At 66.3% G+C, this 17,710-nt stretch carries 18 protein-coding genes and 2 tRNA genes; 13 read left to right on the top strand and 7 right to left on the bottom strand.

Features of this window, described 5'->3' with window-relative positions; translation table 11 throughout:
* The first annotated feature begins 96 nt into the window (after positions 1 to 96).
* Positions 97 to 1,581, top strand: coding sequence for a glutamate--tRNA ligase (gltX, locus tag ABUA28_RS11385; RefSeq protein WP_349904295.1), 1,485 nt, complete (start codon positions 97 to 99; stop codon positions 1,579 to 1,581).
* Positions 1,578 to 2,504, top strand: coding sequence for an NAD(P)/FAD-dependent oxidoreductase (locus ABUA28_RS11380; protein ID WP_349904294.1), 927 nt, complete (start codon positions 1,578 to 1,580; stop codon positions 2,502 to 2,504). Before gltX ends, ABUA28_RS11380 begins: the two co-directional genes overlap by 4 nt.
* Before the next feature lie 97 nt (positions 2,505 to 2,601).
* On the opposite strand, the gene ABUA28_RS11375 is transcribed toward ABUA28_RS11380, so the two are convergent.
* Positions 2,602 to 3,558 (bottom strand): cytochrome c oxidase assembly protein, encoded by a 957-nt coding sequence (locus tag ABUA28_RS11375; protein ID WP_349904293.1) that lies wholly within the window; start codon positions 3,556 to 3,558, stop codon positions 2,602 to 2,604.
* A gap of 61 nt (positions 3,559 to 3,619) precedes the next feature.
* Between ABUA28_RS11375 and ABUA28_RS11370 the strand changes: the two genes are divergently transcribed.
* Positions 3,620 to 3,691, top strand: a tRNA-Gln gene (locus ABUA28_RS11370).
* 61 nt (positions 3,692 to 3,752) lie between these two features.
* Positions 3,753 to 4,211 carry a TlpA family protein disulfide reductase gene (locus ABUA28_RS11365; RefSeq protein ID WP_349904292.1) on the top strand — a complete coding sequence of 153 codons (459 nt, stop codon included), beginning with the start codon at positions 3,753 to 3,755 and terminating at the stop codon, positions 4,209 to 4,211.
* Between the two features lie 47 nt (positions 4,212 to 4,258).
* Here ABUA28_RS11365 and ABUA28_RS11360 read toward each other — a convergent pair whose 3' ends face one another.
* The 4 genes from ABUA28_RS11360 to ABUA28_RS11345 form a co-directional block, all read right to left on the bottom strand.
* Positions 4,259 to 4,594 carry a HepT-like ribonuclease domain-containing protein gene (locus ABUA28_RS11360; RefSeq protein WP_349904291.1) on the bottom strand — a complete coding sequence of 112 codons (336 nt, stop codon included), beginning with the start codon at positions 4,592 to 4,594 and terminating at the stop codon, positions 4,259 to 4,261.
* Positions 4,591 to 4,920, bottom strand: a complete 330-nt coding sequence (locus tag ABUA28_RS11355; protein WP_349904290.1) for a nucleotidyltransferase family protein — start codon at positions 4,918 to 4,920, stop codon at positions 4,591 to 4,593. Before ABUA28_RS11355 ends, ABUA28_RS11360 begins: the two co-directional genes overlap by 4 nt.
* Before the next feature lie 122 nt (positions 4,921 to 5,042).
* The gene (locus ABUA28_RS11350) at positions 5,043 to 5,312 is read right to left on the bottom strand and encodes a hypothetical protein (protein WP_349904289.1); all 270 of its coding nucleotides are present in this window, start codon (positions 5,310 to 5,312) and stop codon (positions 5,043 to 5,045) included.
* A 167-nt stretch (positions 5,313 to 5,479) separates the two neighbouring features.
* Complete coding sequence (locus tag ABUA28_RS11345) at positions 5,480 to 6,115, bottom strand: MBL fold metallo-hydrolase (RefSeq protein ID WP_349904288.1); 636 nt, start codon at positions 6,113 to 6,115, stop codon at positions 5,480 to 5,482.
* Positions 6,116 to 6,300: 185 nt separating this feature from the next.
* Between ABUA28_RS11345 and ABUA28_RS11340 the strand changes: the two genes are divergently transcribed.
* The 3 genes from ABUA28_RS11340 to ABUA28_RS11330 all read left to right on the top strand — a co-directional run bounded on the left by ABUA28_RS11340 (position 6,301) and on the right by ABUA28_RS11330 (position 10,017).
* Positions 6,301 to 6,588 (top strand): metal-sensitive transcriptional regulator, encoded by a 288-nt coding sequence (locus tag ABUA28_RS11340; RefSeq protein ID WP_349904287.1) that lies wholly within the window; start codon positions 6,301 to 6,303, stop codon positions 6,586 to 6,588.
* Positions 6,585 to 8,897, top strand: coding sequence for a heavy metal translocating P-type ATPase (locus ABUA28_RS11335; protein WP_349904286.1), 2,313 nt, complete (start codon positions 6,585 to 6,587; stop codon positions 8,895 to 8,897). The genes ABUA28_RS11340 and ABUA28_RS11335 overlap by 4 nt, the downstream gene beginning before the upstream one ends.
* Positions 8,898 to 9,099: 202 nt before the next feature.
* On the top strand, positions 9,100 to 10,017 hold the full coding sequence (locus tag ABUA28_RS11330) for a diacylglycerol kinase (RefSeq protein ID WP_349904285.1): 918 nt from the start codon (positions 9,100 to 9,102) through the stop codon (positions 10,015 to 10,017).
* Between the two features lie 136 nt (positions 10,018 to 10,153).
* Here the strand turns inward: ABUA28_RS11330 and ABUA28_RS11325 are convergent, their stop codons facing one another.
* Positions 10,154 to 10,624, bottom strand: a complete 471-nt coding sequence (locus ABUA28_RS11325; RefSeq protein WP_349904284.1) for a hypothetical protein — start codon at positions 10,622 to 10,624, stop codon at positions 10,154 to 10,156.
* Between the two features lie 147 nt (positions 10,625 to 10,771).
* On the opposite strand from ABUA28_RS11325, the gene ABUA28_RS11320 reads away from it, so the two are divergent.
* Together ABUA28_RS11320 and ABUA28_RS11315 are read left to right on the top strand one after the other, a co-directional pair.
* Positions 10,772 to 10,847 (top strand) — tRNA-Glu (locus ABUA28_RS11320).
* Between the two features lie 243 nt (positions 10,848 to 11,090).
* Entirely contained in the window at positions 11,091 to 12,089 is a 999-nt protein-coding gene (locus tag ABUA28_RS11315) for a TerC family protein (RefSeq protein ID WP_349904283.1), read from the top strand.
* Between the two features lie 112 nt (positions 12,090 to 12,201).
* Here ABUA28_RS11315 and ABUA28_RS11310 read toward each other — a convergent pair whose 3' ends face one another.
* Entirely contained in the window at positions 12,202 to 13,293 is a 1,092-nt protein-coding gene (locus ABUA28_RS11310) for a Glu/Leu/Phe/Val dehydrogenase family protein (protein ID WP_349904282.1), read from the bottom strand.
* A gap of 169 nt (positions 13,294 to 13,462) precedes the next feature.
* On the opposite strand from ABUA28_RS11310, the gene leuC reads away from it, so the two are divergent.
* Genes leuC through ABUA28_RS11290 form a run of 4 tightly spaced genes read left to right on the top strand, consistent with a single transcriptional unit; the run spans position 13,463 to position 17,709 of the window.
* Complete coding sequence (leuC, locus tag ABUA28_RS11305; RefSeq protein ID WP_349904281.1) at positions 13,463 to 14,950, top strand: 3-isopropylmalate dehydratase large subunit; 1,488 nt, start codon at positions 13,463 to 13,465, stop codon at positions 14,948 to 14,950.
* The gene (leuD, locus tag ABUA28_RS11300; RefSeq protein WP_349904280.1) at positions 14,950 to 15,561 is read left to right on the top strand and encodes a 3-isopropylmalate dehydratase small subunit; all 612 of its coding nucleotides are present in this window, start codon (positions 14,950 to 14,952) and stop codon (positions 15,559 to 15,561) included. The genes leuC and leuD overlap by 1 nt, the downstream gene beginning before the upstream one ends.
* Entirely contained in the window at positions 15,561 to 16,928 is a 1,368-nt protein-coding gene (gene murA / locus ABUA28_RS11295; RefSeq protein ID WP_349904279.1) for a UDP-N-acetylglucosamine 1-carboxyvinyltransferase, read from the top strand. The genes leuD and murA overlap by 1 nt, the downstream gene beginning before the upstream one ends.
* A 7-nt stretch (positions 16,929 to 16,935) precedes the next feature.
* Positions 16,936 to 17,709 carry a lysophospholipid acyltransferase family protein gene (locus ABUA28_RS11290; RefSeq protein ID WP_349904278.1) on the top strand — a complete coding sequence of 258 codons (774 nt, stop codon included), beginning with the start codon at positions 16,936 to 16,938 and terminating at the stop codon, positions 17,707 to 17,709.
* Position 17,710: the final 1 nt, after the last annotated feature.

Below are 17,710 nucleotides of genomic sequence, written 5' to 3'. Positions count from 1 at the left end.
ATCGGGTGAAATCTCCGTCATTTCGGCGGTGGTCGGCCTCGATGGTGCTACCGGCACCCGCGCCGGACCAGGGAGACGGCCCATAGAATTGAACCAATGTCTGCCTCCTTCACCACCGCATCCGGCTCCGACGTTCGCGTGCGGTTCTGCCCATCGCCGACCGGCACACCGCACGTCGGCCTCATCCGCACCGCACTGTTCAACTGGGCATACGCCAAGCACACCGGCGGCAAGCTGATCTTCCGTATCGAAGACACGGATGCCGCCCGCGACAGCGAAGAGAGCTATCTGCAGTTGCTCGACGGCCTTGACTGGCTCGGCATCACCTGGGACGAGGGCGAGGGTGTCGGCGGGCCGGATGCCCCCTACCGGCAGTCCCAGCGCCACGACATCTACGCGGAGCTCATCGAGAAGCTCAAAGCCACTGGTCACCTCTACGAGAGCTTCGCCACCGGCGAGGAGATCGAGGCGCGCAACGTCGCCAACGGGCGCGATCCGAAGCAGGGCTACGACAATTTCGAGCGCGACCTCAGCGAGGAGCAGAAGGCTGCATATCGCGCGGAGGGCCGCGAGCCCGCCCTGCGCCTGCGGGTGCCGGACACCGAACTGAGCTTCGACGACCTCGTGCGCGGCGAGATCACCTTCCCGGCCGGCTCATTCACCGACTTCGTCGTCGTGCGTCCGAACGGCATCCCGCTCTACACCTTTGTGAACCCGGTCGACGACGCGATCATGGGCATCACCCACGTGCTGCGCGGCGAAGATCTGCTCTCGTCCACCCCGCGGCAGATCGCGCTGTATCACGCGCTCATCGAGATCGGCGTGGCCAAGGCCATCCCGCGCTTCGGCCACCTGCCCTACGTGATGGGCGAGGGCAACAAGAAGCTCTCCAAGCGCGACCCCTCCTCGAGCCTGTTCCACCACAGGGAGCGCGGTTTCATCCGTGAGGGGCTCATCAACTACCTCGCGCTGCTCGGATGGTCGCTCTCCCACGATCGCGACGTGTTCACGATCGACGAGATGGTCGCGGCCTTCGACGTCGCAGATGTGAACCCCAACCCGGCCCGCTTCGACCTGAAGAAGGCGGAGTCGATCAATGGGGACCACATCCGGATGCTCGAGCCGGAAGATTTCGAGGCACGGCTCGTTCCATACCTCTCCGAGTATGTGTCCGATCCGCCAACGCCCGCGCAGAAGGCGATACTGCGCGAGGCCGGGCCGCTCGTGCAGGAGCGCATGCAGCTGCTGGGCGATGCGCCCGACCTGCTCGGCTTCCTGTTCACCCCGGATGACGAGATCACCTACGACGCGGATGCCCTCCCCGGCGCGGACGCGGCGATCGTTCTCGATGCGGCCATCGCGACACTCGAGCAGCTGAACGCCTGGTCGCACGAGGAGCTCGAGCGGGTGCTGCGGGCATCCCTCGTGGATGGCGCGGGCCTCAAGCCGCGCGTCGCGTTCGGGCCTCTGCGCACGGCGATCAGCGGCAAGCGCATCAGCCCGCCGCTGTTCGAGTCGATGGTCATCCTCGGCAAGGAATCCACCCTCGCGCGGCTGGAGAGGCTCAGGAAAAGCCTGTGAACGGCACGGACGCCGATGTCGTGATCATCGGTGCCGGGCCGGCCGGTCTCTCCGCAGCGCTCAACCTCGCCCGCGCACGCAGGCGGGTCGTGCTGCTCGACAGCAACCGCCCGCGCAACTCGGTGACCCTCGTCGCGCACGGCTTCCTCACCAGAGACGGCATCACGCCGCACGCGCTACGCAAACTGGGCCTCGCGGAGCTCGCCGCGTATCCTGAGGTTCACCATCACCTCGGTCACGTCGAGGCGGTCACGCGCGTCGACGGCGGCTTCGAGATCCGCACGAGTCGGGTCAACGCCTCGCCCGCGCGCACGGTGACGGCACCCGTCGTGCTGATCGCGAGCGGGCTTCGAGAGAGGCTGCCCGTCCTGCCGAGCATGGCGTCGTACTACGGAATCGGCCTGTTCAGCTGCGTCGAGTGCGACGGCTACGAGCAGTCGGACAAGCCGCTCGCCCTCATCGGCGAGACGGACGATCTCGTGCATCGCGCGCTGCTCATCCGGCAGTGGAGCAGCGATCTCACGGTGTTCACGAACGGTATCGGCATCGTGACCGAGAGTGAAGAGGCACTGCTGGCCGAGCGCGGCGTGCGCGTGGAGCGGCGGGGGATCATCGACATCCTCGGCACGGACGGGATCGTCGCCTCCCTGCTGCTCGAGGACGGCGAGCGGGTGCGCGTGGAGGGTGGATTCGTGCGTCCGCGCTGGGATGCCGCACTCGACTACGCGGCCGCCCTCGGGATTGAAACGGATGACGACGGCTTCGTGACGACGGACGGCGCGGGTCGCACGAGCATCCACGGTGTGTATGCTGCGGGGGACTCCACCGCCCCCGGACCGCAGCAGCTCATCGTCGCGGCCGGGGCCGGGGCTCGCGCGGCGGCCACGATCAACCGCGACCTCCTGGGCATCCCTCGTCCCTGACGGTACCGCTGGCCGAGTAGCGAGGGGCGAGGGTATCGAGCGCCGTACTGAGCCTGCCGAAGTGACCTCCCCGCCGAGCAGAAACTCGCCGCCACCCCTACTGCCCCCGCGCCCGCAGGTGCGCCTGCGTGAGCGCCTCCATCTCCTCGTCGCTCAGCTCGTCGAGCTTCTTCGCCTCGGCGCGGTCGGTGCGCTGCCAGCGCATGAACAACACGATGAGCACGGGCAGGTCGGCGATCTCGGCGATGAACCAGAGCAGGTCGCCGGAGAGATGCTGGTCGTGGTAGCTGGAGGGGAACCACGCGGGCAGCGAGCCGAGCACCGGCCCCACCTGGTCGAGGATGTGCCCGTTGAGGCGCAGCAGGATGCCCGGTATCGCGTCGATCACGAGCTCGACGAACACGAGCATGAACTCGATGGTGATGACGAAGCTCGTGCTCTGGGTGGTGTGCTCGATGATCGGCAGCACCATGAGCAGGCCGACGATGGGAACGAGCACGGTGATGATCGTTTCGCCGGGTGAACTCAGCCTGATGGTTCCTGCGAGCGGGGTGAGGAACACCATGAATGCGGCGAGGGCGAACAGGGGCGCGAAGACGGCGTTGCCGAACAGGCGCACGATCCAGGAGCCGAGCACGGCATCCATGACCTTCAGTGACATCCCGCTCAGCACCTTCTTGGCGAGCGTCACCGGCATTCCGATGGCGACGAGCCCTGGCACGGCGAAGAGGAGGAGCGCGATTCTCGTGGTGAATGCCCAGCGCAGTTCTGCGTCGTACACGCCGAGGAACCCGAGGTTCACCACCGCGAAGCTGCCGAGTCCGAGACCGTAGAATCCAAGCGTGGGCAGGAGCGGCCAGCGTTCGCCGCGGGCGGCGAGGGCGATGATTCCGGATGCGTAGAGCGCCCCGGCGGTGACGATTGCGATCACCGCGACCGGGTCGAATTGCCAGGTCGTGAGGAATGTCGGGATGGGTGGCGTCGGCGTCTCCGTTCGTGTGGGTGCAGGAAGATTCTCGCACTGCAGCCTGGTCCTGCACCCCACAATGCCCATTTGGCCGGGTCTCGTGCGGTAGGTTAGAGTGTCTAGTCGGTCAGGCTTCGGCCCGAACCGGTGGGGTATGGTGTAATTGGCAACACGGAAGATTCTGATTCTTTTGTTCTTGGTTCGAGTCCAGGTACCCCAGCACTAAAGTTGCTCGCTTCGCGGCTTGAGCATCTGCTCGGCCGGGCTTCTATTGTGGATTCATGAGTATTGTCGCTGAGACCCTGGCCCCTGAACTCGACGTGTCCGCGTGGATCGGCACGCCATCCCCGCTCGAATCGTTGCGCGGACGAGTGGTGCTGGTCGAGGCGTTCCAGATGCTCTGCCCGGGCTGCATCCGCTACGGTCTGCCCCAGGCGCAGCGCGTGCAGCAGGCGTTCCCCGAGGTGGCCGTCGTCGGCATCCACACCGTCTTCGAACACCACGAGGTGACAGGGCCGGACGCGCTCGCTGTTTTCCTCTCGGAGTTCAGGATCGACTTTCCGGTCGGCATCGACCGGCACGACGGCGAGGCGGTGCCCGTCACCATGCGGCGCTACGAACTCAGGGGAACCCCATCGACACTCGTGATCGACAAGGCGGGTCGGCTGCGCTTTTCCCACTTCGGCACCCTCGACGACCTCAACCTCGGGGTGGTCCTGGGGCGCCTGCTCAGCGAGTAAGGGCGCTGCTGTTCGGCACGAGTTCTCTCGGCGCCGAAGGTAGACGGCTAACCGTCGATGTGCGCGCGCAGCGCCGTTGCGAGTTCTGGCAAGTAGTTTCGAACCACGTCACGAACTGTGTCCAGGTCGACGCCGAAATATTGGTGTACCAGGATGTTTCGGAATCCACGAATTTGCGGCCAGATGATTTCCGGATGCGCGTCGGTGATTTCCGTTGGAAGGTTATTTGTTGCTTCGCCGATGATCTGCAGATTCCGCTCAATGGCATCCTCGGCCATGTCGGCCAGAACCTGATCGTCACTGGCGAGTGCGTCGACGTACCGACTGCACCGGTCGATTGCCTGCAGGATGTCAGCGATGCGCTGTTGGCTGCTCCGACTCACAACGCGACTGCGTCAGCAAGTGCTGACTCTGAGATGGGCCGTTTGAGCAACTGCACGGGAAAGATGTCGACGTCATCCCGCTTGAAGAGCGTGCGACTCTCTTCCATGAGGCCGGAGGCTCGCATGAGGAGGTTCCCGTCCGCGGGATCCATCTCGACGAGAATGTCGATGTCGCTACCCTTGCGCGCGGTGCCGCGAGCGATCGAGCCGAAGAGCCGCGGGTTCGTTGCCGCGTACTTCGCCAGGAGCGCGTGGAATTCGTCGCGGCGCGCCTCGATGACCTCGCGAAGAGCGAGCGTCTCGGGCGTGGCAACGTTCGTGGACATATCTCAAGGGTACCGGCGAGTTCGATCGGGAGCGAGGAATCCAGAGCATGTGAGATTCGGTTGAATCCGTATCTCTAGTGCGTTACGCGGAAAAGCCCGGAATGATTCGGCGTGGCGACGGCTCAGGCCGCGCGGCCGAAGAAGCCGCGCACCGCACCCAGGAGCTGTTCGACGCGGGAGGGCACCTCGGGGGCGACGGGCTCGGGGATGAACGCGACCCGGTGGCATCCGGTGCACAGGGCGACGTAGCGGTGGATGGCGAGGCCGGTTCCGAAGTACGGGTTCGGCTTGGCCTCCATCATGGAGCCGCACGCGACACACTCTGCCGCTGGCGACGATGACCAGTCCACAGAGAGCCGCTGCGCGGGGGTGCGCTGAAGTGCAAGAGACATCGGGGGTATCACTTTCGGGTAAGTGCACTGCTCCCGACGTGGGCGATGGTGGCGACGGGGGAGTCGCGGCGAACTGCCGTAGGTCGGGCCTGGAGGCCGGGGGTGCCTCTGTCTCTATGCTCCCCCCATTCGGGGGTATGACGTAGTCCCCGAACGGGGGGTCACGGCTACAGGTCGAGCGTGTCGTTCGGCTCGAGCGGGAAGAACTCGCCGCCGCCGGCCTCGGTCGAACTCTGGATGCGCGCGTTCGACATCGTCTTGCCCGCGACCGAGAGCACCATCTCGTGCGTTGGGAAGCTCCTGCGCGGCTTCACGGCCTCGACGTAGTCCATCGTCTCGGAGATCTTGAGCCACGGCGCGCCCGCCGGGACGGCAAGCGTATCGACTGTCACGTCGGGCACGGTGAAGGAGTCCCCGGCGTAGTACAGCACGTCGTTGACAAGCACGCCGACGTTGTCCACGATCGGCAGCGAGCGATGGATCACGGCGTGCTTCTCGCCGAAGAACTTGAGCGTGAACGGCTCGACCTCGATCTCGTCGCCGCCACGCACCACCGTGATGTCGAAGTCGGATGCTGCCGCAGCGACGCCCGCCGGGCCGAAGATGCGCACATCCGGATTTCGCTCGATGACGCGGGTGAGCTGATCGCCGGTCCAATGATCCGCGTGCTCGTGCGTGATCACGATCGCCACGACGTTCGAGGTGCCCACGAGCGGAGTGGTGAAGGATCCCGGATCGATGATGAGGGTCTTGCCCGCTTCTTCGAGCAGGAGGCAGGCGTGTTCGAGCTTCGTCAATCGCATCCGTCGATATTACGCCGCCTCCCACCTCGTTCCGTGTGTCCCAAGTGAAGGCATTGACGAACAGCGGTCACCGTCAACCGCGTGATTTCGGCTCCGACATTCCTAAGTGCCTTCATTTGGGATGACGACGGATGCTCGAGCGGTTCGGTTGGTGCGTAGATACCCCTGGGGGGTATGGTGGAGGGATGATCGCAGATATCAAGAAGCGCGCCCTGCATCGCAGTCGCATCCTCGAGGGGCAGATGCGCGGCCTGCAGAAGATGATCGACAACGAGGACTACTGCATGGACATCATCACGCAGTCGCTTGCCATCCAGAAGTCGCTCGGCAGCCTCAACAAGCTCATCGTCGAGAACCACCTGCGCACCCACGTCACGGACATGTTCGAGGCCGGAGGCGGAGAAAAGGACCGCGCGATCGACGAGCTGCTCAAGGTGTTCGAACTCAGCAACAACAGGGGAGACAAGTCATGACCGACCACGAGCCTGACGCACGACTGCACGATATTCATAACTCCGGCAGTTCGCCGGAGAACGAGCGGAGCACGGCGGATGTCGTGGTCGCCGAGAGCGATCTGCCTGGGTTGCGCACGGAGCACGCCGGTCACCACGAGCACGCCGAGCACGAGCCCGCCGAGCACGAAGGCCACGAACTGCACGAGGGTCACGAGCACGACGGCCACGACGCACACGCGGGCCACGACATGCACGGCCACGACGCACACGCGGGCCACGACATGCACGGCCACGACGCACACGCGGGTCACGACCACTCGGCGCATGACCCCGCCATGTTCAAGCGCAAGTTCTGGCTGAGCCTCGTGCTCACCATCCCGACTCTCGTGTTCTCGAGGGGCCTGCAGGACATCCTGGGCCTTAGCGGCCCGCGCTTCCCTGGCAGCGACTACATCCCCGCGGCATTCGGCGTCGTGCTCATGGTCTACGGCGGCTGGGTGTTCATCAAGGGCGGCATCTCCGAGGTGCGCGCGAAGCAGCCGGGCATGATGACCCTGATCTCCCTGGCGATCATCGTCGCCTTCGGCTACAGCGCGGCGGTCACGCTCGGCGTTCACGGCATGGACTTCTGGTGGGAGCTCTCCACCCTCATCACGATCATGCTGCTCGGCCACTGGATCGAGATGTCCGCGATCATGGGCGCCCAGAACGCGCTCGGCGAGCTCGCCAAGCTGCTGCCGGATGAGGCCGAGCTCGTCGAGGGCGACCACAGCTCGGTCGTGCCGGTGTCGCAGCTCGCCGTGGGGGACCTGGTGCTCGTGCGGCCGGGAGCCGCGGTCCCCGCCGATGGCGAGATCACCGACGGCGAGTCCGACCTCAACGAGGCGCTGCTCACCGGTGAGTCCGCGGCGGTCACGAAGAGTGTGGGCGCGCAGGTGATCGCGGGGAGCATCAACGGCTCCGGCGCCATCACCGTGCGCGTCACGAAGACCGGCGGCGACACCGCGCTCGCCGGCATCATGAAGCTCGTCTCCGAGGCGCAGCAGAGCAAGTCCGGCAGCCAGGTGCTCGCCGATCGCGCGGCGGCACTCCTGTTCTACGTCGCGCTCGCGGCGGCCGTGATCACCCTGCTGGTGTGGTTCCTGATCACGCCGGATGACCCCGGTTTCGTTCTCGAGCGCGTCGTCGCCGTGCTCGTGATCGCCTGCCCGCACGCGCTCGGCCTCGCCATCCCGCTCGTCGCCCTCATCTCCACGACCAAGGGCGCGCGCGCGGGGATCCTCGTGCGCAGCCGCCTCGCGCTCGAGTCGGCGCGTGGCGTGGATGTCGTGCTCTTCGACAAGACCGGAACGCTGACCGAGGGGCGGCAGGGTGTCTCCGACGTGCGGCGTGCGGCGGACGATGGTGCCGCGGGAAACATGAGCGAGACGGAGAGCGCCGAGGCGGATGACGTTGCCGTCATGCTTGCACTTGCGGCCGCCGTGGAGAAGCGGGCCGAGCATCCGATCGGCCGTGCCATCGTGGCCGAGGCGAAGGAGCGCGGCCTCACGCTTCCGAAGTCGACGAAGTTCGTCTCGCTGCCTGGCCGAGGCGCAGAGGCGCGCGTCGACGACCGCACCATCACGGTGACGAGTGCGCGGCTGCTCACCGAGCGCGGAATCATCATGCACCCGTCGCTCGTGCACGCCAACCGCGGACTCAGCGCCGAGGGCAAGACCGTCGTCTTCGTCGTCGACGGCGAGGAGGTGCTGGGCCTCATCGCGCTCGCCGACGTGGTGCGGTCGGAGTCCGCAGAGGCGGTCTCGCTGCTCAAGAAGCGGGGCGTGCGCGTCGCCATGCTCACCGGTGATTCGCGCCCGGTCGGCGACTGGGTGGCGAAGCAGTTGGGAATCGACGAGGTCTTCGCCGAGGTGCTGCCCGGGCAGAAGGCGGATGTCGTGGCCGGCCTGCAGAAAGACGGAAGCACCGTGGCGATGGTCGGCGATGGCGTGAACGACGCTCCCGCTCTCGCTCGTGCTGACATCGGCGTCGCCATCGGTGCGGGTTCGGATGTCGCGATCGAGTCTGCGGGGATCGTGCTGGCCGCGAGCGACCCGCGTGCCGTCGCGGACATCCTGACCCTCAGCCGCGCCACCTACCGCAAGGAACTGCAGAACCTGTGGTGGGCGGCCGGGTACAACATCGTCGGCATCCCGCTCGCCGCGGGCGTGCTCGTGGGTGTCGGCTTCACGATGCCTCCCGCCGTCGCCGCTGTGCTGATGTCGGTCTCCACGATCATCGTCGCCGCGAACGCCCAGCTGCTGAGGTTCCTGAAGCTCGGGCGGTAGGCGAGCGCTGCACTGTCGTGGCGGGAGAAATCTCGTCCCGTCGGGAGTAGGGTCCCTCGCGGCGGGAGAAACTGTCTGGTGGCGGGGGTCATAACTCCCGCCACCAGACAGTTTCTCCCGCCACAGTTTCTCCCGCCGCGACAGTGCGAACGAGCCCAGGTTCAGCCCCATCGACATATGCCCTATGCGCCATACTGGGTCCATGACGACGCCGAAGCCGCTGCGGATCGTCGTCGCCATCAATCCTTCCGCGTCGTTCGGCAAGAGCCGCGCCGTGGGTCCGGCCGTCGTGCTTACTCTCCGCGCGGCGGGTCACGAGGTCACCGCACTCACCGAACCCGACTTCGAGCAGCTGCGGGATGCCGCCCGGGCCGCGCTGAAGAGCAAGCCGGATGCGCTGGTCGTCGTGGGTGGCGACGGCATGGTGAGCCTCGGCGTGAACCTGCTCGCGGGCACGAATATCCCCCTCGGCATCGTGCCCTCGGGCACCGGCAACGACATGGCGCGCGGGCTCGGCATCCCGGTGGGCAACACCGAGGCTGCGATCGAGATGCTTCTCGCCACACTGCACCAGCCGCCGCGGGTGATCGATGCCGGCCGCATCACGGAGGCCGATGGTCGCACCACCTGGTTCGCCTGCGTGCTCTCCGCCGGCTTCGACGCGGTCGTCAACGAGCGCGCCAATCTGATGCGCTGGCCCCGCGGTCGCAGCCGCTACAACCTGGCTCTGCTGCGCGAGCTCGCGGTGCTGAAGCCGATCGCCTACCGGCTCACCCTCGACGGTGTCGTCTCCGAGACGCGGGCCGTGCTCGTCTCAGTCGGCAACAACGTCTCACTCGGCGGCGGGATGCGCGTGGTGCCCGATGCCCAGCTCGACGACGGCCTGCTCGACGTGCTCGTGGTGCAGCCGCTGTCGCGCGCCGCGTTCCTGCGGATCTTCCCCCGCGTATTCAAGGGCACCCACGTCAGCGACCCGCGGGTGTCGATCGTGCGGGTGCGCAGCATCCGGATCGAAGCGGATGCCGTGGCCGCCTATGCGGACGGCGAGCGCATCGGCCCGCTCCCGATCGACATCGAGGTCGTGCCTGCCGCGCTGCGCGTGCTCGCCCCGACCCCGTAACTCCGCGCAGCCCGGCGGCGGGAGAAACTGTCTCGCGGCGGGAGGTGCGACTCCCTCCGCGAGACAGTTTCTCCCGCCACTTGGTGTGGTTTCTCCTGCCACGAGCTGACTTCTCCCGCCATGGCGGCGGCGCGGGTCAGCCCTTCGCGGCGCTGACCGTCGGGTCGGTGGAGATGCAGGAGAAGTGCTGTTTCGTATCCTTCTTCGCCTTCGAGTCCTTCGACTCGCTCGTGTTCGGCGCGTAGACGAGGAACTGCAGCTCGGGCGCGGTCTCCGCCTTCGAGGTGGAGGCGAACGCGGTGAAAGCCTTCTTACAGGTGACCGACATCAGGTTCTGCAGCGAGCCATCCTTGGTTATCTGCGCCTGGGTCGCCGCACCGAGTTGGATGACGCGGAAGTCGTGCGGTTTCGCGCACGGCGTCGCGGTAACCGGCTTTGCCCCGCGATCACTGCCCTGGAAGCTGAAGCAGTCCCCGGCGACGAGCTCGGTCACTCCGACCTTCACGGTGTCGGTGATATGGCCGCCAGCGTCGCGGCTGGGGCCCGAGTCATGGGGGAGCAGCGCGCATCCGCTGAGGAGAAGTGCGGTAGCAACGACCGCAGCCATTCGTATCGTGTGTGTGAACGTCGTTGTCGTGCTCTGCCCCTGTGCGTGCTGTGTTTCTCGTGCGTTCGCATACCCCGCCCGGTTCGCACGCCGCTGCTTTTGGCGAGCGCTCCGGTGTGTGGCATACTCGTTGAGTTGTCCACTAACGGCCCCATCGTATAGTGGCCTAGTACGCCGCCCTCTCACGGCGGTAACACCGGTTCGAATCCGGTTGGGGTCACCAAATAAGTTATAGTCAAATCTCCCGTTTGTCGGTCATCTCGGCAGGCGGGTTTTTGCTGCCTGGTGCACAGTGGGTGTGTGGGCGGTGTCGACTAGGCTGTGACGCGCGAAGGGGAGTATTCCACCTCGCCGTCTCCGTCAACACAGGCCCCGATGATGCGGCCTCGGAGACGGCGGCGTCGCTTACAGGCAGCGCGGAAGAGACTTTCGGGCCCTGACGACCCACTCTTCGCAAAGGACTCCCATGGAGCTCGCCCTTCCCCTCTGGTTCGAGATCAGTACCTTCGTGGTGCTCACCGGCATCATCGTGTTCGACCTCGTCCACGCCTACCGCAGACCGCACATCCCCTCGACGAAGGAATCGGCGCTCTGGGTCGGGTTCTATGTGCTGCTCGCGCTCGTCTTTGCCGTGCTCATGCTGGTGCTGGGGGATGTCGAGCACGCGGGGCAGTTCGTGGCCGGCTGGCTCACGGAATACAGCCTCAGCATCGACAACCTGTTCGTCTTCGTGATCATCATGGGGCGCTTTGCGGTGCCGCGGCACCTGCAGCAGGAGGTGCTCATGGTGGGCATCCTGATCGCGCTCGTGCTGCGCGGCATCTTCATCCTGCTCGGAGCGACCCTGATCGAGAACTTCAGCTGGATCTTCTATATCTTCGGTGCTTTCCTGCTCTACACAGCGATCCAGCAGGCCTTCACGAGCAGCGAGGAGATGGACGAGAAAGAGAACGGCGTCATCCGGATGCTGCGCAGGCGCGTGCCGATAACGGATGCCTTCGACGGCACCAAACTGCGCGTCACAGAGGGCGGCAGGAAGGTATTCACGCCGCTGCTCGCCGTCTTCATCGCGCTCGGCACAACAGATCTGGTCTTCGCCCTCGACTCGATCCCGGCAATCTTCGGCATCACTCAGAGCGCGTTCATCGTGTTCACGGCGAACGTGTTCGCGCTCATGGGGCTGCGGCAGCTCTACTTCCTGCTCGGCGACCTGATCGACCGGCTCGTGTACCTCAAGTACGGAATCGCGTTCATCCTCGCGTTCATCGCGGTGAAGCTCGTGTTCCACGCGCTGCACGAGAACGAGGTGCCGTTCATCAACGGCGGCCAGGGCGTCGCGTGGGCGCCGGAGATCACCACCTGGGTCTCCCTCGGCGTGATCGTCGCGTCGATGGCGGTGGCCACCGTCGCGAGCCTCGTGAAGCTGCGGATCGACCGCCGCTCTGTCGGCGGTGCGCAACGCTGAATCCCGCGCTTGTGGCGGGAGAACATGCCTCGTGGCGGGAGTCGTAAACCCGTCCGCGAGATCGTTTCCCCGCCACCGGGTCTCCAGCGGAGAAGGCGCAGCCAGCGAATGCTCAGGCGGCGTCGAGCCTCGCCATAGCGAGCTGCTCCGCGGCGTCGAGCGTCGTGATGCCCTTGGCGCGGGCATCCGCGAAGATCGTCGTGATGGTGTCGCCGATGGTCGAGACGCGGGCCTCGATCGCGGCGAAGTCGGCGTTCGGCTGCGTCGCCATGTCGAGGTAGATCACGCCGCCCGCGTTCACGACGAAGTCCGGGGCCCAGAGGATGCCGCGCTCGGCCAGCTGCGCCGCGCCGTCGTGGCGGGCGAGCTGGTTGTTCGCAGCTCCCACGACCGCGCTGACCCGCAGCTCGTCGATGACGGAGGCGCTCAGCACTCCGCCGAGGCCGCAGGGCACGAAGAGGTCCGCCTCGAGCCGGTGGGCGTCGGCGACGTCGACCCAAGTCGCGCCGAGCGAGGCGGCGAAGTCCTTCTTGGCCAGGTTGACATCCGTGACGCTGAGGCGAGCACCGGCCGCGGCGAGCTTTGTTGCGAGGCGCCCGCCGACCTGTCCGAGGCCGGAGATGACGATGTGCCGTCCGGTGACCTCGCGGCTGCCGAACGCGGCCTCGAGGGTGGAGAGCAGGCTCGCGTAGACGCCGGCGGCAGTGGCATCCGCCGGCTCGCCGACGCCGCCCTTGTCGGCGGGCAGGCCGCACACGTGGTCTGTGCGCTCGGCGACGATCGCCATGAGTTCCGCGCTCGTGCCGACATCTTCCGCGGTCATGTATGCGCCGCCGAGGCTCTCGATGGCGTCGCCGAGGTCGAGCATGGCGTCGCGCTTCTGTGCGTCGCTGAGCACGGTGCCCACGGGCAGGTAGATGACGGACTTGCCGCCGCCTCGGCCCAGCCCGGCCGCGGCGTTCTTGAGCGTCATGGCGGCGGAGAGGCGAAGGGAGTCTGCGACGGCCTCGGTCCAGTCGGAGTACTGCCACACGCGTGCTCCGCCGAGGGCCTGGCCGAGCCTCGTGGAGTGAACGGCGACGCTCATCGTGAGGCCCGATCGCGGCCCCGTGCTGATGAGCACTCGCTCGTGGGTGAAGTCGATGGCGGCAAGGCCATCCGTGGTTGCTGCGGCTTCCGAAACGGAGGGCTGCGTGATGGTCATGTCTGTTCTCCTATGAACCGGCCTTGTGGGCAGTGAGTGGCCGCACGGGTGTGGTGTGCGAACGCGTCCAGCCTATTCCGGCGGCCGGGCGGATGCACGGTCTCGCAAAGTACACTGGGTGGGTTGGGCGCAGGGTCGATCGCGCGCTCGAGATGAGAGGGGTTGTGTCGTGGGACTGACGTTGGCCGAAAAGGTATGGAACGACCATCTGGTCGCCAAGGGTGAAGATGGCAGCCCTGACCTTCTCTACATCGACCTCCACCTCATCCACGAGGTCACGAGCCCCCAGGCCTTCGACGGGCTGCGGATGGCCGGTCGGCCCGTTCGCCGCCCCGACCTCACGATCGCCACGGAAGACCACAACACCCCGACCCTCGCCATCGATCGGCCGATCGCAGACAAGACCAGCCGCATCCAGATCGAGACGCTGCGCAAGAACTGCGAGGAGTTCGGGGTTCGGCTGCACTCGCTCGGCGACAAGAACCAGGGCATCGTGCACATCATCGGCCCGCAGCTCGGACTGACCATGCCCGGCATCACCGTGGTCTGCGGCGACTCGCACACCTCAACGCACGGGGCCTTCGGCGCGATGGCGTTCGGCATCGGCACGAGCGAGGTCGAGCACGTGCTCGCCACGCAGACCCTGCCGCTCAAGTCGTTCAAGACGATGGCGATCACGGTGGAGGGCGAGCTGCGACCCGGCGTCACGGCCAAGGACATCATCCTCGCCGTGATCGCGAAGATCGGCACGGGCGGTGGACAGGGCTACGTGCTCGAATACCGCGGCAGCGCCATCCGGGCTCTCTCGATGGAGGGCCGCATGACCATCTGCAACATGTCGATCGAGGCCGGCGCCCGCGCGGGCATGGTCGCGCCGGACCAGACGACCTTCGACTACCTCAAGGGCCGCGACCACGCCCCGTCGGGAGCCGACTGGGATGCCGCCGTCGAGTACTGGAAGACGCTTCCGACCGATGACGACGCCGTGTTCGACGCCGAGGTGTTCCTCGACGCGAACGAGCTCGAGCCCTTCGTCACCTGGGGCACGAACCCCGGGCAGGGCGTCTCGCTGAGCAGCTCCGTGCCCGACCCGGCCAGCTACTCCGACGCCAACGACCGCGCCGCCGCCGAGCGCGCCCTGGCCTACATGGACATCGAGGCGGGCACCCGCATGAAAGACATCGCGGTCGACGCCGTGTTCATGGGATCCTGCACCAACTCGCGCATCGAAGACCTGCGCGCCTTCGCCTCGATCATCAAGGGGCAGAAGAAGGCGGATGGCGTGCGCGTCATGGTCGTGCCGGGCTCGGCCCGCGTACGCATCGAGGCCGAGGCCGAGGGACTCGACAAGATCATCGAGGACTTCGGTGCGGAGTGGCGTTTCGCCGGCTGCTCGATGTGCCTCGGAATGAACCCCGACCAGCTCGCACCGGGGGAGCGCTGCGCGTCCACCTCCAACCGCAACTTCGAGGGTCGGCAGGGCAAGGGAGGGCGCACCCACCTGGTGTCTCCTCTCGTCGCGGCGGCCACGGCCATCCGCGGCACGCTGAGTTCCCCCTGGGATCTCGGTCTCGAATCGGCCTACGAGCTCGGAGACGCGAACTTCCCGACGGCGAGCCCCGGGGCCGGATCCAACGGACGGAACGGAGCACTCTGATGGAGAAGATCTCAGTCGTATCCGGCATCGCGGTGCCGCTCGAGCGCTCGAACGTCGACACCGACCAGATCATCCCTGCCGTCTTCCTCAAGCGGGTGACCAAGACCGGCTTCGACGACGCGCTGTTCTTCGCCTGGCGGCAGGACCCGACCTTCGTGCTCAACCGCCCGGAGTTCCAGAACCCGCGCGTGCTCATCGCCGGCCCCGACTTCGGCACGGGCTCGAGCCGCGAGCACGCGGTCTGGGCGCTGCGCGACTACGGCTTTCGCGCTGTGCTGAGCCCCCGATTCGGCGATATCTTTCGGGGCAACTCGGGCAAGCAGGGTCTGCTCACCGGGCAGATCACCGAGGCGGATGCCGAAGCGATCTGGGCAAAGATCGACGCAGAGCCCGGCATCGAGGCCTCGGTCGACCTCGTGGCGAAGACCGCATCTATCGGCGATCTGACCGTGCCGTTCGAGATCGACGACTACACCCGATGGCGGCTGCTCGAGGGGCTCGACGACATCGCACTGACGCTGCGCGACGAGGAAAAAATCACGGCATTCGAGGGTCGTCGCGAGTCCTGGAGACCACGTACACTTCCTGTACGACAGGCCGCGGAACACTGATGGCGACACTGCTGACCGATGCCCAGAAGGCAGGCGAACACGTGGGATTGAGCCCAGACGACATCCTCATCACGGGTGGAAATCCCCTTCGTGGACGCATTGGTGTGCGCGGTGCCAAGAATCTCGCGACCAAGGCGATGGTTGCGGCTCTTCTCGGTGATACCCCGAGCGTGCTGCGCAATGTTCCCGAGATCAGTGACGTCGACGTGGTCCGCGGACTGCTCGAGGTCTACGGCGTCCGCGTCACGAGTGACGCGCCGGGTGAGCTGTGCTTCGACACGAGCAACGTGGAGAAGGCGCACTTCGCCGAGATCGACGCGCACGCCGGCTCCAGCCGCATCCCGATCCTGTTCTGTGGCCCGCTACTGCACCGGCTCGGCGAGGCGCGCATCCCCGATCTCGGCGGCTGCCGCATCGGAGACCGACCCATCGACTTCCACCTCGACGCGCTGCGCTCCTTCGGTGCCGTGGTCGACAAGAGCTACGAGGGCATCTACATCACGGCCCCGAACGGCCTGCACGGTGCGAACATCGAGCTGCCGTACCCGAGCGTCGGAGCGACGGAGCAGGTGCTCCTCACCGCCGTGCTCGCCGAGGGGACCACCGAGCTCAAGAACGCGGCCATCGAGCCGGAGATCATGGATCTCATCGCCATCCTGCAGAAGATGGGTGCGATCATCTCGGTCGAACCGAACCGCGTCATCCTCATCGAGGGTGTCGAGCGCCTCGATGGCTACAAGCACCGAGCGCTGTTCGACCGCAACGAGGTGGCCAGCTGGGCCTGCGCCGCGATCGCGACCAAGGGCGACATCTTCATCGAGGGCGCGATGCAGTCCGAACTCATGACCTTCCTCAACGTGTTCCGCAAGGTTGGCGGCGCCTTCGACATCGAAGACGACGGCATCCGCTTCTACCACCCGGGCGGCGAGCTGAAGCCCGTCACGGTGGAGACGGATGTGCACCCGGGCTTCATGACGGACTGGCAGCAGCCGCTCATCGTTGCCCTCACTCAGGCGCAGGGCACCTCGATCGTGCACGAGACCGTGTACGAGAACCGCCTTGGATTCACGAAGTCGCTCAACGAGATGGGTGCAGACATCGTGGTGCACCCGCACGGACTCGCGGGTGTTCCCCGCAGGGTCGCTCGCCGCGACTTCGAGCAGGCCGCGGTCATCACGGGTCCGACTCCGCTGCACGGGGCAGACGTGCTGGTTCCCGACCTGCGCGGTGGCTTCAGCTATCTGATCGCCGCCCTCGTGGCCGAGGGCCAGTCCAAGGTGAGCAACGTCGGACTCATCCGGCGCGGCTACGAGCACATCATCGAGAAGCTCGCCACCCTCGGTGCCGACTTCGTGTACGAGGGATAACTCGCGAGTGCCAGAAGAGTCGACATCCACGGCAAAGGAGCCGGACGGTAAGCCGAAATCGGAGAAGATCCCGATCTTTCGAGTTCTCGCGGGGCTCCTGCTTCCGTTCATGTACCTCGTCGCACGCTACGAACTGGAGGGCGACGAGACCCTCCCGAAGCAGGGCGCCTTCGTGCTCTCGCCCAACCACTACAGCGAGATCGATCCCGTCGTCGTCGGCGTGTACGTCTGGAAGCAGGGTCGCGCTCCGAGGTACCTGGCCAAGGCGTCGCTCTTCACCGTGCCCGTGCTCGGCTGGCTGCTGCGCAAATCGGGGCAGATTCCCGTGCAGCGCGCGGGCAGCACCCGCGGGAGCGACCCCCTGGCGGCGGGGGAGAAGCTCGCCGCAGAGGGGCTCGCCGTGATCGTCTATCCGGAGGGCTCCCTCACGCGCGACCCCGACCTCTGGCCGATGCGCGGCAAGACTGGTGCGGTGCGGATGGCACTGGAAGCCGGCGTTCCGCTCATTCCCATGGCGCAGTGGGGCACTCAGGCCGTGCTGCCCCGCTACGGCAAGCGCATCAGCCTGTTTCCGCGCAAGACCATTCGCGCGAAGTTCGGCTCACCGCTCGACCTCTCGCGCTTCGAGGGTCGCAAGATCGACAGCGCGCTGCTCACCGAGGCGACCGGGATGCTCATGAAGGCGATTGCCGAACTGCTCTCGGAACTGCGCGGGGAGCCGGCGCCCGAGGAGCTGTGGGATCCGAGCAAGCACAACCAGTCCGAGATTGGACGCTTTTGAG

The organism is Parafrigoribacterium humi, from assembly GCF_040227205.1.
Lineage (GTDB): Bacteria > Actinomycetota > Actinomycetes > Actinomycetales > Microbacteriaceae > Parafrigoribacterium_A > Parafrigoribacterium_A humi.
The sequence above is the reverse complement of the archived record's forward strand: the minus strand, read 5'-3'. Positions and strand labels throughout refer to the sequence as shown.

Excerpts from the sequence above, each read along its gene's own strand:
- ABUA28_RS11350 (WP_349904289.1), bottom strand. The coding sequence starts at position 5,312 with ATGTCTCTTGCACTTCAGCGCACCCCCGCGCAGCGGCTCTCTGTGGAC.
- gltX (WP_349904295.1), top strand. The coding sequence starts at position 97 with ATGTCTGCCTCCTTCACCACCGCATCCGGCTCCGACGTTCGCGTGCGG.
- leuD (WP_349904280.1), top strand. The coding sequence starts at position 14,950 with ATGGAGAAGATCTCAGTCGTATCCGGCATCGCGGTGCCGCTCGAGCGC.
- ABUA28_RS11375 (WP_349904293.1), bottom strand. The coding sequence starts at position 3,558 with ATGGGCATTGTGGGGTGCAGGACCAGGCTGCAGTGCGAGAATCTTCCT.
- ABUA28_RS11345 (WP_349904288.1), bottom strand. The coding sequence starts at position 6,115 with ATGCGATTGACGAAGCTCGAACACGCCTGCCTCCTGCTCGAAGAAGCG.
- ABUA28_RS11340 (WP_349904287.1), top strand. The coding sequence starts at position 6,301 with ATGATCGCAGATATCAAGAAGCGCGCCCTGCATCGCAGTCGCATCCTC.
- murA (WP_349904279.1), top strand. The coding sequence starts at position 15,561 with ATGGCGACACTGCTGACCGATGCCCAGAAGGCAGGCGAACACGTGGGA.
- ABUA28_RS11355 (WP_349904290.1), bottom strand. The coding sequence starts at position 4,920 with ATGTCCACGAACGTTGCCACGCCCGAGACGCTCGCTCTTCGCGAGGTC.
- ABUA28_RS11315 (WP_349904283.1), top strand. The coding sequence starts at position 11,091 with ATGGAGCTCGCCCTTCCCCTCTGGTTCGAGATCAGTACCTTCGTGGTG.
- ABUA28_RS11330 (WP_349904285.1), top strand. The coding sequence starts at position 9,100 with ATGACGACGCCGAAGCCGCTGCGGATCGTCGTCGCCATCAATCCTTCC.
- ABUA28_RS11335 (WP_349904286.1), top strand. The coding sequence starts at position 6,585 with ATGACCGACCACGAGCCTGACGCACGACTGCACGATATTCATAACTCC.
- ABUA28_RS11310 (WP_349904282.1), bottom strand. The coding sequence starts at position 13,293 with ATGACCATCACGCAGCCCTCCGTTTCGGAAGCCGCAGCAACCACGGAT.
- ABUA28_RS11365 (WP_349904292.1), top strand. The coding sequence starts at position 3,753 with ATGAGTATTGTCGCTGAGACCCTGGCCCCTGAACTCGACGTGTCCGCG.
- ABUA28_RS11325 (WP_349904284.1), bottom strand. The coding sequence starts at position 10,624 with ATGGCTGCGGTCGTTGCTACCGCACTTCTCCTCAGCGGATGCGCGCTG.